General features: G+C 66.5%; 12 protein-coding genes and 1 pseudogene. 3 read left to right on the top strand and 10 right to left on the bottom strand.

Going from position 1 to position 12405, the window contains the following annotated elements:
• Positions 1 to 239: 239 nt before the first annotated feature.
• The gene (locus tag XcuCFBP2542_RS07845) at positions 240 to 1607 is read left to right on the top strand and encodes a serine hydrolase domain-containing protein (RefSeq protein WP_104603045.1); all 1368 of its coding nucleotides are present in this window, start codon (positions 240 to 242) and stop codon (positions 1605 to 1607) included.
• A gap of 384 nt (positions 1608 to 1991) precedes the next feature.
• On the opposite strand, the gene XcuCFBP2542_RS07840 is transcribed toward XcuCFBP2542_RS07845, so the two are convergent.
• The 10 genes and pseudogenes from XcuCFBP2542_RS07840 to nudE form a co-directional block, all read right to left on the bottom strand.
• Entirely contained in the window at positions 1992 to 2444 is a 453-nt protein-coding gene (locus tag XcuCFBP2542_RS07840) for a histidine biosynthesis protein HisIE (RefSeq protein ID WP_104603044.1), read from the bottom strand.
• Positions 2445 to 2759: 315 nt separating this feature from the next.
• Positions 2760 to 2981 carry a hypothetical protein gene (locus tag XcuCFBP2542_RS19810; protein ID WP_159407354.1) on the bottom strand — a complete coding sequence of 74 codons (222 nt, stop codon included), beginning with the start codon at positions 2979 to 2981 and terminating at the stop codon, positions 2760 to 2762.
• 456 nt (positions 2982 to 3437) lie between these two features.
• Positions 3438 to 3833: a glycine cleavage system protein GcvH gene (gcvH, locus tag XcuCFBP2542_RS07830; RefSeq protein WP_104603042.1), complete on the bottom strand. Its 396-nt coding sequence runs from the start codon at positions 3831 to 3833 to the stop codon at positions 3438 to 3440.
• 138 nt (positions 3834 to 3971) lie between these two features.
• Complete coding sequence (gene gcvT / locus XcuCFBP2542_RS07825; RefSeq protein WP_104603041.1) at positions 3972 to 5081, bottom strand: glycine cleavage system aminomethyltransferase GcvT; 1110 nt, start codon at positions 5079 to 5081, stop codon at positions 3972 to 3974.
• Between the two features lie 147 nt (positions 5082 to 5228).
• Entirely contained in the window at positions 5229 to 5663 is a 435-nt protein-coding gene (locus XcuCFBP2542_RS07820) for an NfeD family protein (protein WP_104603040.1), read from the bottom strand.
• Positions 5664 to 5666: 3 nt separating this feature from the next.
• Positions 5667 to 6632 (bottom strand): SPFH domain-containing protein, encoded by a 966-nt coding sequence (locus tag XcuCFBP2542_RS07815; RefSeq protein ID WP_104603039.1) that lies wholly within the window; start codon positions 6630 to 6632, stop codon positions 5667 to 5669.
• Between the two features lie 142 nt (positions 6633 to 6774).
• Positions 6775 to 7110, bottom strand: a complete 336-nt coding sequence (locus XcuCFBP2542_RS07810; RefSeq protein ID WP_104603038.1) for a YnfA family protein — start codon at positions 7108 to 7110, stop codon at positions 6775 to 6777.
• Between the two features lie 44 nt (positions 7111 to 7154).
• A pseudogene (gene mazG / locus XcuCFBP2542_RS07805) lies at positions 7155 to 7964 on the bottom strand (nucleoside triphosphate pyrophosphohydrolase); the annotation flags it as partial.
• A 177-nt stretch (positions 7965 to 8141) separates the two neighbouring features.
• Complete coding sequence (gene cysQ / locus XcuCFBP2542_RS07800; protein WP_104603037.1) at positions 8142 to 8942, bottom strand: 3'(2'),5'-bisphosphate nucleotidase CysQ; 801 nt, start codon at positions 8940 to 8942, stop codon at positions 8142 to 8144.
• Entirely contained in the window at positions 8939 to 9487 is a 549-nt protein-coding gene (gene nudE, locus XcuCFBP2542_RS07795; RefSeq protein ID WP_167526921.1) for an ADP compounds hydrolase NudE, read from the bottom strand. Before nudE ends, cysQ begins: the two co-directional genes overlap by 4 nt.
• Before the next feature lie 41 nt (positions 9488 to 9528).
• Here nudE and bioA point away from each other — a divergent pair, with 41 nt between their 5' ends.
• Positions 9529 to 10947 (top strand): adenosylmethionine--8-amino-7-oxononanoate transaminase, encoded by a 1419-nt coding sequence (bioA, locus tag XcuCFBP2542_RS07790; RefSeq protein WP_104603035.1) that lies wholly within the window; start codon positions 9529 to 9531, stop codon positions 10945 to 10947.
• On the top strand, positions 10938 to 11672 hold the full coding sequence (locus XcuCFBP2542_RS07785) for a 16S rRNA (uracil(1498)-N(3))-methyltransferase (RefSeq protein ID WP_104603034.1): 735 nt from the start codon (positions 10938 to 10940) through the stop codon (positions 11670 to 11672). The genes bioA and XcuCFBP2542_RS07785 overlap by 10 nt, the downstream gene beginning before the upstream one ends.
• The last annotated feature ends 733 nt before the right edge of the window (positions 11673 to 12405 follow it).

The raw sequence follows: 12405 nt of genomic DNA, 5'->3' as shown, positions 1-12405 counted from the left end.
GAAGCGCCAACAACACGCCGGAGTCCGCGCGGCAGCCTTGCCGGGCCGGCTCCCGGCACACGGCTTGCTACAACCGGCGCAGTGGTTCGCAGCTCCCGTCCCAGGGCGCGAATTGGCCGCTCTGCGGGATACAAATCGTCAATCGGATCAATACGATGCCCATTCATCTTCCGGCAGTTTGTGCTATTGCGAAGTGCGGCGCTAGAATCGCCCAAGGCAGTGGAACAGGCGGCACAACCATGACAGAAATGCGCAGGCGCCGACGGTTCCGTCCGTTGGCCATCGGGCTGTTCGGGGCATTGCTGCCTCTGGCCCTCTCTTCCACGGCACAGACGCCTGCGCCCACTGCCTCCGCGCTGCACATGCAGTCGCCCACCGCTCCGCTTGCGTATCGCGCTTCGTTGCCCGCCGCCAGCGTGCTGGCGCCGGCCGCCGGCTTCGACGTGGCGGCATTCGAATCGATGGCCGACCAGCTGACCTACGGCAATCGTGTCCCCGGCATGGCGATGGCCATTGTCCAGGGCGGCAAGGTGCTCAGCGCGCGCGGCTACGGCGTCACCGACGTCAACCATCCACAGCCGGTGGATGGCCACACCGTGTTTCGCCTGGCGTCCCTGTCCAAGGCCTTCGCCGGCACCATGGCCGGCCTGCTGGTCAACGATGGTGTGCTGCGCTGGGACAGCAAGGTGGTCGATTACGTGCCCGGCTTCCGGCTCAGCGACGACACCGCCACCCGTGGGCTCACCGTGGCCGAGGTGCTCAGCCATCGCGTCGGGCTGACCCGCAACGCCTACGACCGCGACATCGAGTCCAATGCCGACTATTACTCCTTGAGCCACAAGCTGGCTGCCGCGCCGCTGCGCTGCGCACCGGGTGATTGCTACGCCTACCAGAATGTGGCCTTCAGCCTGGTCGGCGATGTGGTGTTTGCCGCCTCCGGCAGCTTCTACGAACAGTCGGTGGAACGCCGCATCTTCAAGCCGTTGGGCATGAACGATGCGAGCATGGGGCTGGCCGGCATCCAGGCCAGCCCGCACTGGGCACGCCCGCATGTGCGCAGCCGCAACGGCTGGGTGTCGCTGACGCCCAAGCCCACCTACTACCGTCTTGCTCCAGCCGCTGGTGTCAACGCAAGCGCCAGCGACATGGCACAGTGGCTGCTCGCGCATACCGGCCATCGCACCGACGTACTGCCGGCCCCGCTGTTGGCCACCTTGCACGCACCGTTGATCTCCACCCCGGGCGAAATGCGCTCCGGCTGGCGCCACGAGCGCGTGGACGCGGCCAGCTATGCGCTGGGCTGGCGGGTGTTCGACTACGCCGGCCATCAGGTGATCTTCCACGCCGGTGCAGTGCAGGGTTACCGCGGCCTGGTCGCGCTGCTGCCCGAGCGCGACCTGGGCATTGCCATCATGTGGAACGGCGAAAGCGGCCTGCCGTCGGGCATGATGCCGACCATCCTGGACCGCGCGCTCGGCCTGCCGGCAAAACGCTGGCTGGACATCGACGTGGATGGCGATTTCGGCAGCGAGAACATGCTGGCCGACAAACCCGATCCGGCCGGCAAGGGTGTTTCGTCCGGCAAGTCGGTGGCCTCGCCACGCTGAGCCGACCATTGCACCGGCACTGACTCACACACAGGCGGCTTCGGCCGCCTGTGTCATTTCTGGCCGGCACACCGCCCGCGTACCAGCCGCGGGCCGTCCACCACGTTGCAGCACAGGACGATGCGAGAAACGCACGCTCGCGGCATCGCACAGTACAGCCGCGCAGCCGTTGCAGCGGCTTGGCTGAGCGCGGTCACCACGCCCCCATCCGCCCTTCGGGCACCTTCCCCCGCAGGCGGGTGAAGGAAGACGACACGCTTGGACCTCCGCCGCGCGCTGTGAACGATACGCTGGAAATCGACCAGGGACGCGCAATAAAAAAGCTCCCTCCCCGCTGGGCGTCGGGGAGAGAGCTCGATGGTTACGGCGATCGGGTAGTGCAGATCAGATCAGCGGCGCCGGGGTTGCGGGCAGCGCGACCGGAGCGGCCTTCTTCTTGCGAGCGGCCGGCTTCTTCTTGGCGACCTTCTTCGCAGCAGGCTTCTTGGCAGCGGACTTCTTGGTCGCCTTCTTCGCTACGGTCTTCTTGACGGCCTTCTTGACGGCCTTCTTGACGGCCTTCTTGGCGGCTGTCTTCTTGGTCGCCTTCTTGGCGGTCTTCTTCACTGCCTTCTTGGCGGCCGTCTTCTTGGTCGCTTTCTTGGCAGTCTTCTTCACTGCCTTCTTGGCGGTTGCCTTCTTTGCAGTCTTCTTGACGGCCTTCTTGGCAGCGGTCTTCTTCACTACCTTCTTGGCGGTTGCCTTCTTGGCGACCTTCTTGGTCGCCTTCTTGGCGGCAGTCTTCTTCACTGCCTTCTTGGCGGTGGGTTTCTTCTTCGCAGCTTTTTTAATGGCCATGTAATTGGCTCCTCGTCAGTGAACTATGGAGGTGAAACGCCCAGTTGAACCAAACCCCGCGCCGGCATGCCGTCGTCGGGAACCGTCCGCAGGTGATGCACGACGGGACGGATACAGAAACACCCGCATCGAACGGCGACACGGGTGCGTGATCGGGACGACTGCTGTTTTCCTGGAGGGAAGCGGACCCGACTCCACCATCGATCGTGCTTGGGTGGACGTCTTGAACAAGCTGGTCGGCTTGATGTCGATTCTGCTCACTCTCTTTCGCAGCAATGTCTGCTGGGCGAAACCTAATCACGCTTTTTTTTACTGTCAACACTCTTTTGCATTTTTTTTTCGAACCGCCATCGCGATGCCATGCAGCGAAGGGTGATCGGCGCCGCGCGCGCCACCCGGCAGCGTCACCCCACCGGCGTGCGCACGCAATCGCACTGAAAAAAAACCACTTCTTTTCCGCTGTTTTTTTTGTACACCGTCAATTCGAACACCCACCACAGACATCCGGCCCGCCGCGCACGCCGAACGCATCGGCATCGCCCGCCGCCTGTCCGCCAGCTGAAAATTTTTTTGGCAGCGACTGCACTTCCGGCGTCGCACCAGTGGAAATGCGCAAACTTATCGCGCGCTTTGATCGCCATGCATGCGTCGATGCGCGTGCGCGACAAGGTAAGCGGCGCGATCGACTGCAACGTCGAAGCCTGCCGATCAGGCGCTCGCAGTGCGCGCACTGCATCCTCACAAACGACTCACCCGGCAATCGCGCTGCAGGCGCGGATCGGGAACGCTACCGGCACGCGCCGCAATGCATGACGCCCGGCACACCACTCGGCGTTACGCCAGCGGCGGTCGAAAGATGCTGCGCCGACCATCGACCAACCCTGTCGCTCGACACGCGCAGCGGCGTCCACGCGCGCCGGAACCCGCCGCCCTTCCGCCAAAAAAATGGCCGCTCACTGAGCGGCCATGGCGTTGCGACAGACCAAAACCGGATCAGTGGTCGTCGTCTTCAAGCAGCTCGGCATAGTCGTCCGGCGCCAGCAGGTCGTTGAGCTGGTCCTTGTCGTCGATCTCGACGACGAAGATCCAACCCTCGCCGTAGGCGTCTTCGTTGATGGTTTCCGGCTTGTCGCTCAACGCGCTGTTGACCTCCACCACGGTTCCGCTGACCGGGCTATACACGTCCGAAGCGGCCTTGACCGACTCGACCACCGCCGCGCCGTTGCCGACCTGCACGGTGTCACCGACGCCCGGCAGTTCGACGTAGACCAGGTCGCCCAGCAAGCCCTGCGCATGGTCGGAGATACCGACGGTCACGCGGCCGTTGCTTTCGACGCGGGCCCACTCGTGGGATTTGAGGAACTTGAGGTCGCCAGGAATCTCGCTCATGGGTGTGCTCCGGGGAAACTGGGGTTGGGGACAGGTGGCTAGTTTAGACCGCGCGGTGAGACAGGTGCACGCGCGTCTGCATGGCTGGGGTGCATGCGGTTGCATGATGCCGGCCGGCTGCAGCCGGCATCACCCGGCTCAGTCGCCGAGCACGCCGGGCTGCGCCTGGCCTTCGCGCACGAACGGAAACTTCACCGCGCGCAAGGGCACCTGGCGGCCACGAATGTCCACGCGCAGGTCGTCGATGCTGCCGGCCGGCACGCGTGCGAAGGCGATCGCCTTGCCCAGCGTGGGCGAGAAGGTGCCGGACAGGATCTCGCCCTGGCCGGCCGCAGTGAGCACGCTCTGGCCGTGCCGCAGCACGCCCTTCTCGTCCATCACCACGCCGATCATCTGGCGCGGGGCGCCCTGCGCCTTTTGCGAGGCAAGCACCTCGCGGCCGATGAAGTCACGGCCTTCATCCAGCGCGATCGTCCAGGCCAGCGCGGCCTCGTACGGACTGACCGTGTCATCCATGTCCTGCCCGTAAAGATTCATGCCCGCCTCCAATCGCAGCGTGTCGCGCGCGCCCAGGCCGGCCGGCGTGACGCCCTGCGCGAGCAGCGCATTCCAGAACGCGACCGCCGCGTCCTGCGGCAGCACGATTTCGAAACCGTCTTCGCCGGTGTAACCGGTACGTGCAACGAACAATGCAATGCCGTCGCGCGAGCGCGTCTGCAGCGCGGCGAAACGGCCGAGCTTGCTGGCAGCCGCGGTGTCGGCCGGGTCAAGCAACTCGATGACCTTGGCACGCGCGTTGGGGCCCTGTACCGCCACCATGGCGAAGTCGCCGCGCTCTTCCACTTGCACGTCGAAGCGTGCGGCCTGCGCGCCGATCCACTGCAGGTCCTTTTCGCGGGTGGCGGCATTGACCACCAGACGGAAGAAATCCTCGCGCATGAAGTAGACGATGAGATCGTCGATGACGCCGCCCTGCGGGTTGAGCATGCAGGTGTACAGCGCCTTGCCGGCGACCTTGAGCTTGTCCACCGAGTTGGCGAGCAGGTAACGCAGGAACTCGCGCACGCGCGCGCCGTGCAGGTCGACCACGGTCATGTGGCTGACGTCGAACATGCCGGCGTCGCGACGCACCTGATGGTGTTCGTTGATCTGCGAGCCGTAGTGGATCGGCATGTCCCAGCCGCCGAAGTCGACCATCTTGGCGCCGAGCGCACGATGGGTGTCGTTGAGGATGGTCTTCTGGGTCATGAGCGCCGGTCCAAGGGAAAGACGCCCATTATCGCCGCCCGGCCGGGCTTGCGGGGAACGTATGCAGCGCTTGCGCGCACCCGGTGCCATTACGCCGCACTGCAGCATGCAAGACGGCACTACGCACTGCGCAAGCCTTCCCGACGATCAGCCAGCCGCTTCCACCAGCAAGGTCATGCCATCCACGCCGACGATCCGCACCGTTGCGCCGGCCGGCAGCTCCGGACCGCTGACCACCCAGAACGCGTCGTCGACCTTGGCACGACCACGGCCATCGTGGATGGGCTGATCGAGCAGCACGCGACGGCCGATCAATTGTTCGGCGCGCCGGTTGAGCAAGGGACGGTCGCTCTGCCGCCCCTTGCCACGAAACCAGGTGCGATAGACCTGCACCGACGCGAAGCTGAGCAGCACGAATGCCACGATCTGCACCAGCAGCGACATGCCCGGCAGCGCGAGCACCAGCACGCACACCACCGCCGCGGCAATCCCCATCCACAACAGGAATGCGCCGGGCACCAAGGTCTCGGCGGCGATCAACAGCAGCGCCAGCACCGCCCACACCACCACATCCCAACGCATGGCTCAGACTCCCGCGCGCGGCGGCATCGGCGGCACGCGTACGCCGGCGGTATCGGACTTGGTCAGCGCGTCCTTCGCCAGCTCGGCGATACCGGCGATCGAGCCGATGATGCCGCTGGATTCCATCGGCATCAGCACGAACTTCTGATTGGGCGCGGTGGCCAGCGCCTTGAACGCCTCCACATACTTCTGTGCGACGAAGTAATTGATCGCCTGCACGCTGCCGTTGGCGATCGCATCGGACACCACCTGGGTGGCGCGGGCTTCGGCCTCGGCCAGGCGCTCGCGCGCTTCGGCGTCGCGGAAGGCGGCTTCCTTGCGGCCTTCGGCTTCGAGCACGGCGGCCTGCTTCTCGCCATCGGCACGCAGGATCTCCGATTGCCGCGAGCCTTCGGCTTCCAGAATCTGCGCGCGCTTTTCGCGCTCGGCCTTCATCTGCCGCGCCATCGAATCGATCAGGTCGCGCGGCGGCTGGATATCGCGGATCTCGATGCGGGTGACTTTGATGCCCCACGGGTTGGTGGCCTGGTCGACCACGCTCAACAGCTGGGCGTTGATGGTTTCGCGCTGGCTCAGCGATTCGTCCAGGTCCATCGAGCCGATCACGGTGCGGATGTTGGTCTGCACCAGCGCGATCGAGGCGATTTCCAGGTTGGAGACCTCATAGGCGGCCTTGGCCGCGTCCAGCACCTGGAAGAACACCACCCCGTCCACGCGCACCACGGCGTTGTCCTTGGTGATGACGTCCTGGCTGGGCACGTCCAGCACCTGTTCCATCATGTTGATCTTGCGGCCCACGCCGTAGACCACCGGCATCAGGAAGTGCAGCCCCGGGCTCATGGTGTGGGTATAGCGGCCGAAGCGCTCCACCGTCCACTGGAATCCCTGCGGCACCATGCGCACGGTCTTGAACAACACGATGACGCCGGCAACCAGCACGGCGATGGCCAGAAACGAAGTTGGAAACATGTGCAGCCCCTTTGCGATGACGAGTCGGTCCTGCGCGGAGTATGCACCCGCCGCCCGCATCGCCAATGGCGGCAACGGACAACACTGCGTGGCACGCAGCATGCCGCCGCACGCCGGCGCGTACGACCGGCACCTACCCGGCTCAAGCGTTGCGTGGCGCGAACATGATGACCGCCATGCCCAGCAGGCAGCAGCCGGCGCCGAGCAGGTCCCAGCGGGTGGGCGTGATGCGGTCCACCCACCACAACCACAACAGCGCACTGGCGATGTAGACCCCGCCGTAGGCGGCGTAGGTACGCCCGCTGGCGGTGGGATGCAGGCTCAACAACCACACGAACAGCGCAAGGCTCAACGCGGTGGGCAGCAGCAACCACGCACTGCCGCCCCTGCGCAGCCATACATAAGGAAGGTAGCAGCCCACCAGCTCGGCCACGGCGGTGGCGACGAACAGCAGCACGGTGCCCAGTGCGGAATTCATCGGCGTGTCGCAGGGTCGGTATCGGGCATCGTCGCTGCGGCCGCTTCGTCCCGCTTGACCTGTTGCCACAAGGCTTCCTGCGCGCTCAACGACAGCGCGTCCAGTGCCGTGCCTTGCGCCTGCGCGCGGGCTTCCATCGCGCGGAAGCGGCGTTCGAATTTCAGGTTGGCATGCCGCAGCGCGGCGCCCACGTCGACCTTGGCATGCCGCGCCAGATTGGCGCAGACGAACAGCACATCACCGAGTTCGTCTTCCAGGCGCGCCTGGTTGTCGGCCACCGGGCCGCGCGCGAATTCCACCCGCAGTTCCTCGATTTCTTCCTGCAGCTTCTCCAGTACCGGCGCCGGGCCCGGCCAATCGAAACCGACCCGCGCCGCACGCGACTGCAGCTTGGTGGAGCGCTGCCACTCCGGCAGGCCGCGAGCGATGCCGGCAAGCGCCGAGTCGTCCTGGTGTCCGGCGGCGCGGCGTTCGTCGCGCTTGATCTGCTCCCAATTGGCGCTGACCGCCCGCGCGTCGTCGGCTGCCTGACTCGCGAAGACGTGCGGATGGCGACGCACCAGCTTGTCGCTGAGCGTGGCCACCACATCGGCAAACCCGAACGCGCCCTGCTCGGCTGCCATCTGCGCGTGGAAGACCACCTGCAGCAACAGGTCGCCCAGCTCGTCGCGCAACCCCGGCAGGTCGTTGCGATCGATCGCGTCGGCCACTTCGTAGGCCTCTTCGATAGTGTACGGAGCGATGCTGGCGAAGGTCTGCTGCACATCCCAGGGGCACCCATGCGTGCGGTCGCGCAGGCGAGCCATCAGCTGCAACAGGCCCTGGAGATCGCCGGTGGAGGGAGTCTGGGACATGCTGGATTCCTGAAACGCGATGCGGGAGAAGGTGCCAGCCGCGATCGGCTGGCGCGGTGCGCTGCATCACCGATCGCCGCAGCCGATGCCACGCAGGGAAGCCACCGAAGTGTAGCGGTCAGCCGATGACGGCCCTGCCCACCGGCCATGCGGCACGCGCACGACCGGTGGGCATGCTCATGCCAGCCAATCGCGCCATGGCAGATTGGGGTCGCCCAGCGCAATGAAGTCGCCGTTGAGCAAGGTGTCGCGGCGGTTGTAGCGGAACGGCTTGCCGCTGTCCCCAGCCAGCAGCACACCGCCGGCAGCATGCAAGACGCATTGGCCGGCGGCCGTGTCCCATTCGGAAGTAGGACCGAAGCGCGGATACACATCCAGATCGCCTTCGGCGAGACGGCAGAACTTCAACGACGAGCCCTGCGCCACCACCTCGATCTCGCCCATGCGCTCCAGCGCAGCGGCGGTGCGCGCGTCGCGGTGCGAGCGGCTGGCGGCCACCCGTAATGGCGTGGCCGCTGGTGTGCACGTCTGCAGCATCTCGTCGCGATCGCCATCGCGGCGGTAGGCGTTTTCGCCGCGCGCGGCATACCAGACCCGGCCATCGACCGGTGCCTGCACCACGCCCAGCACCGGCGCCCCCATGTGGATCAGCGCAATATTGACGCTGAACTCGCCATTGCGCTTGACGAATTCGCGGGTGCCATCCAGCGGATCGACCAGCCAGTAGCTGGTCCAGTACTGGCGATCGGCCCAGGCCACATGCGCCGATTCCTCCGACAGCACCGGTACGTCCGGGGTGATCCGGCGCAACCCTTCGACGATGACGCGATTGGCGGCCAGGTCGGCCTGGGTCAGCGGGCTGGCATCGTCCTTGATCTCCACCGCGAAGTCCTGCGCGTAGACCTGCATGATGGCCTCGCCCGCCTCGCGGGCGATGGCGATCACCGTTTCGCGCAACTCCATCGGGATGCGGATCATGGGTTGCGCTCCAACCATTCGCGCGCAATGAACAGTGCCGCCAGCGAGCGGCCTTCGGAGAAGTCTTCGCGCAGCATCAGCTCGTCCAGGCGGGCCAGTGGCCAGGGGATCACTTCCATCTCTTCCGGTTCGTCGCCGGGCAGGCGTTCGGGATACAGCTCGCGCGCCAGCACCAGCCAGGATTGGTGACTCATATAAGTAGGAGCGAGCGTCATGGCGCGCAGCACCTGCAACTGGCGTGCGCCGTAGCCGGCCTCTTCCTTGAGTTCGCGGTCGGCGGCCTGCACCGGCGTTTCGCCGGCATCGATACGGCCCTTGACCAGGCCCAGCTCGTAGCGGTGCACGCCAGCGGCGTACTCGCGCACCAGCAGCACGGTCTTCTCGTCCAGCATCGGTACCACCACCACCGCGCCATGCCCCTGGCTGAGCTGGCGTTCGTAGATGCGGCGCTGGCCGTTGGAAAATTCCAGATCCAGCTGCTGGCGACGGAACGGTCCTTCGCCCAGATCGGTGGTCTTGTGGATGATCGGCAGGCGCGGGCTCATGCGGGACACGCAGCCGCGAAGGGGGCCGATAGAATGGGGGAATGCATCGACATATTCATGAACCCGAAATCCTAGCAGACCCGATCGCCTCCGAAGCTGCAGATCAGTGGCGACAACGCGATCTTGCGGTGGTCTGGCATCCCTGCACGCAGATGCGCGAGCACCCGCACACCTTGCCGCTGATACCGATCGCCCGCGGCGAGGGTGCCTGGCTGGTCGGCCATGACGGCCGCCGCTATCTGGATGCGGTCAGCAGCTGGTGGACCAACCTGTTCGGTCATGCCGAACCACGCATTGGCGCGGCCATCGCGCAGCAGGCCGGGACGCTGGAGCAGGTAATGCTGGCCGGCTTCACGCATGCCCCGGCAGTGCAGCTGGCCGAACGCCTGCTGGCGCTTGCGCCACGCCAGCACGGGCGTGCGCCGCTGTCCAAGGTGTTCTATGCCGACAATGGCTCGGCCGGGGTGGAGGTGGCCTTGAAGATGGCCTTCCATTATTTCCACAACCGCGGCGAGCACGGCCGCACGCGCTTCATCGCGCTGGAAAACGGCTACCACGGCGAGACCATCGGCGCGCTGTCGGTGGGCGATATTCCCCTGTACCGGCGCGTCTACGCACCGCTGCTGCTCGAATCGATCTTTGCGCCCTCGCCCGATGCCTACCTGGCCGAGCCCGGCCAGAGCGCGGAGGAGCATGCGCTGCAGGCGGCCGATGCGTTGCAAGCGCTGTTGGAGCGCTCGCCCGGCGAGATCTGCGCGCTGATCCTGGAGCCGCGCGTGCAGTGCGCCGGCGGCATGCGCATGTATCACCCAGCCTATCTGCGCCGTGCCCGCGAGCTATGCGACGCGCATGGCGTGTTCCTGATCGCCGACGAGATCGCCTCCGGCTTCGGCCGCACCGGCACCTTGTTCGCCTGCGAGCAGGCCGGGGTGATGCCCGACCTGCTGTGCCTGTCCAAGGGCCTGACCGGCGGCTTCCTGCCGTTGGCGGCGGTGCTGGCCACGCAACAGCTGTACGACGCGTTCCTGGACGATTCGCGCGAACGCGCGTTCCTGCATTCGCACAGCTACACCGGTAATCCACTCGCATGCGCGGCCGCATTGGCGACCCTGCAGATCTTCGCCGACGACGACGTGATTGCGCGCAACCAGCACACCGCCGCCCACATGGCCACGCTCGCTGCGCAGATTGGCGAACATCCGGCGGTGGCGGACGTGCGCCAGGCCGGCATGATCGTGGCGTTCGAGCTGACCCAGGGCGGCGACAAGCGCACGCCCTTCCCTGCAGCCGCGCGGGTGGGGTTGAAGGCCTATCGCGCAGCGCTGGCACGTGGCGTGGTGCTGCGGCCGCTGGGCGACGTGTTGTACTGGATGCCGCCGTACTGCGTGGACCAGGCGCAACTTGCATTGCTGGCGGCCACCACCCGCCACGCCATCGAGGAGGCCGTAGCATGCGCCTGACCCGCTCGCACGTGGCACTGCCACTGCAGTGCGACCAGGACGTCACCCTGCCCGAAGAGTCCGCCAATCACCTGCTGCGCGTGCTGCGGCTACGCGAGGGTGATGCCTGCATCCTGTTCAATGGCGACGGCAGCGATTACCACGCCCGCATCAGCGTGGCCGGCAAGCGCGAGGCGCGTGCGCTCATCGTGCGTGTCGAGCCGCGGCACAACGAATCGCCGTTGCGGATCACCCTGCTGCAGGGCATCGCCCGCGGCGAGAAGATGGACCTGATCCTGCAGAAGGCGACCGAGCTGGGCGTTGCGGCCATCGTGCCAGTCAATGCCGAGCGCACCGAGGTCAAACTGGAGGCGGCGCGCCTGGAAAAACGCGTGGCGCATTGGCGCAGCGTGGTGGTGTCCGCGTGCGAGCAATCCGGCCGCGCGCGCATTCCGGATCTGGCAGCGCCACGTGGCCTGCAAGACGCCGCGCAGGCCTGCGATGCGCAGGCGCTGCGGCTGACCCTGGACCCGCAAGGCGACCATCGCCTGGGCACGCTGTCCGCAGGCACCGGCCAGCACATGGTAGTGGCGATCGGGCCGGAGGGCGGCTGGTCGTCGCGCGATCGCGCCACTCTGGCGGCGGCTGGCTTCAGCGGCCTGCAGCTGGGCCCGCGCATCCTGCGCACCGAGACCGCCGGACTGGCCGCGATTGCGGCGCTGCAATCGCGATTTGGGGATCTGTAGGACCTCCCTCCATCGCGGAATTGGCACGAGCGCCCGTAGGAGCGCGCCTGAGCGCGACGGGCGTTACTGGGAAAGCTGGTCGCGCCCGGGTGCGCTCCTACGGGTGCAGGGGTCGTTGGCGACTGCTGGGCCGCTGACTACGGCGCAATGTTCCGGGCATGGGCAGGGATGGATCTGCAGACCGGGCCGGACGCGCAAACGCCCGTAGGAGCGCGCCTGAGCGCGACGGGCGTTACTGGGAAAGCTGGTCGCGCCCGGGTGCGCTCCTACGGGTGCCGGGGTCGTTGGCGACTGCTGGGCCGCTGACTACGGCGCAATGTTCCGGGCATGGGCAGGGATGGGTCTGCAGACCGGGCCGGACGCGCAAATGCCCGTAGGAGCGCGCCTGAGCGCGACGGGCGTTACTGGGAAAGCCTGGTCGCGCCCGGGTGCGCTCCTACGGGTGCAGGGGTCGTTGGCGACTGCTGGGCCGCTGACTACGGCGCAATGTTCCGGGCATGGGCAAGGATGGATCTGCAGACCGGGACGGACGCGCAAACGCCCGTAGGAGCGCGCCCGAGCGCGACGGGCGTTACCGGGAAAGCCTGGTCGCGCCCGGGTGCGCTCCTACGGGTGCCGGGGTCGTTGGCGACTGCTGGGCCGCTGATTGCGGCGCAATGTTCCGGGCATGGGCAGGGATGGATCTGCAGACCGGGCCGGACGCGCAAACGCCCGTAGGAGCGCGCCTGAGCGC

It is taken from the genome of Xanthomonas cucurbitae (assembly GCF_002939885.1).
In the GTDB taxonomy this organism is placed as follows: Bacteria; Pseudomonadota; Gammaproteobacteria; order Xanthomonadales; family Xanthomonadaceae; genus Xanthomonas; species Xanthomonas cucurbitae.
The sequence above is the reverse complement of the archived record's forward strand: the minus strand, read 5'-3'. Positions and strand labels throughout refer to the sequence as shown.

Coding starts and splice junctions, on each gene's coding strand:
- XcuCFBP2542_RS07815 (WP_104603039.1), bottom strand. CDS start 6,632: ATGTTTCCAACTTCGTTTCTGGCCATCGCCGTGCTGGTTGCCGGCGTC.
- XcuCFBP2542_RS07845 (WP_104603045.1), top strand. CDS start 240: ATGACAGAAATGCGCAGGCGCCGACGGTTCCGTCCGTTGGCCATCGGG.
- bioA (WP_104603035.1), top strand. CDS start 9,529: ATGCATCGACATATTCATGAACCCGAAATCCTAGCAGACCCGATCGCC.
- XcuCFBP2542_RS19810 (WP_159407354.1), bottom strand. CDS start 2,981: ATGCCGATGCGTTCGGCGTGCGCGGCGGGCCGGATGTCTGTGGTGGGT.
- nudE (WP_167526921.1), bottom strand. CDS start 9,487: ATGAGCCCGCGCCTGCCGATCATCCACAAGACCACCGATCTGGGCGAA.
- XcuCFBP2542_RS07840 (WP_104603044.1), bottom strand. CDS start 2,444: ATGGCCATTAAAAAAGCTGCGAAGAAGAAACCCACCGCCAAGAAGGCA.
- gcvH (WP_104603042.1), bottom strand. CDS start 3,833: ATGAGCGAGATTCCTGGCGACCTCAAGTTCCTCAAATCCCACGAGTGG.
- gcvT (WP_104603041.1), bottom strand. CDS start 5,081: ATGACCCAGAAGACCATCCTCAACGACACCCATCGTGCGCTCGGCGCC.
- XcuCFBP2542_RS07810 (WP_104603038.1), bottom strand. CDS start 7,110: ATGAATTCCGCACTGGGCACCGTGCTGCTGTTCGTCGCCACCGCCGTG.
- XcuCFBP2542_RS07820 (WP_104603040.1), bottom strand. CDS start 5,663: ATGCGTTGGGATGTGGTGGTGTGGGCGGTGCTGGCGCTGCTGTTGATC.
- cysQ (WP_104603037.1), bottom strand. CDS start 8,942: ATGATCCGCATCCCGATGGAGTTGCGCGAAACGGTGATCGCCATCGCC.
- XcuCFBP2542_RS07785 (WP_104603034.1), top strand. CDS start 10,938: ATGCGCCTGACCCGCTCGCACGTGGCACTGCCACTGCAGTGCGACCAG.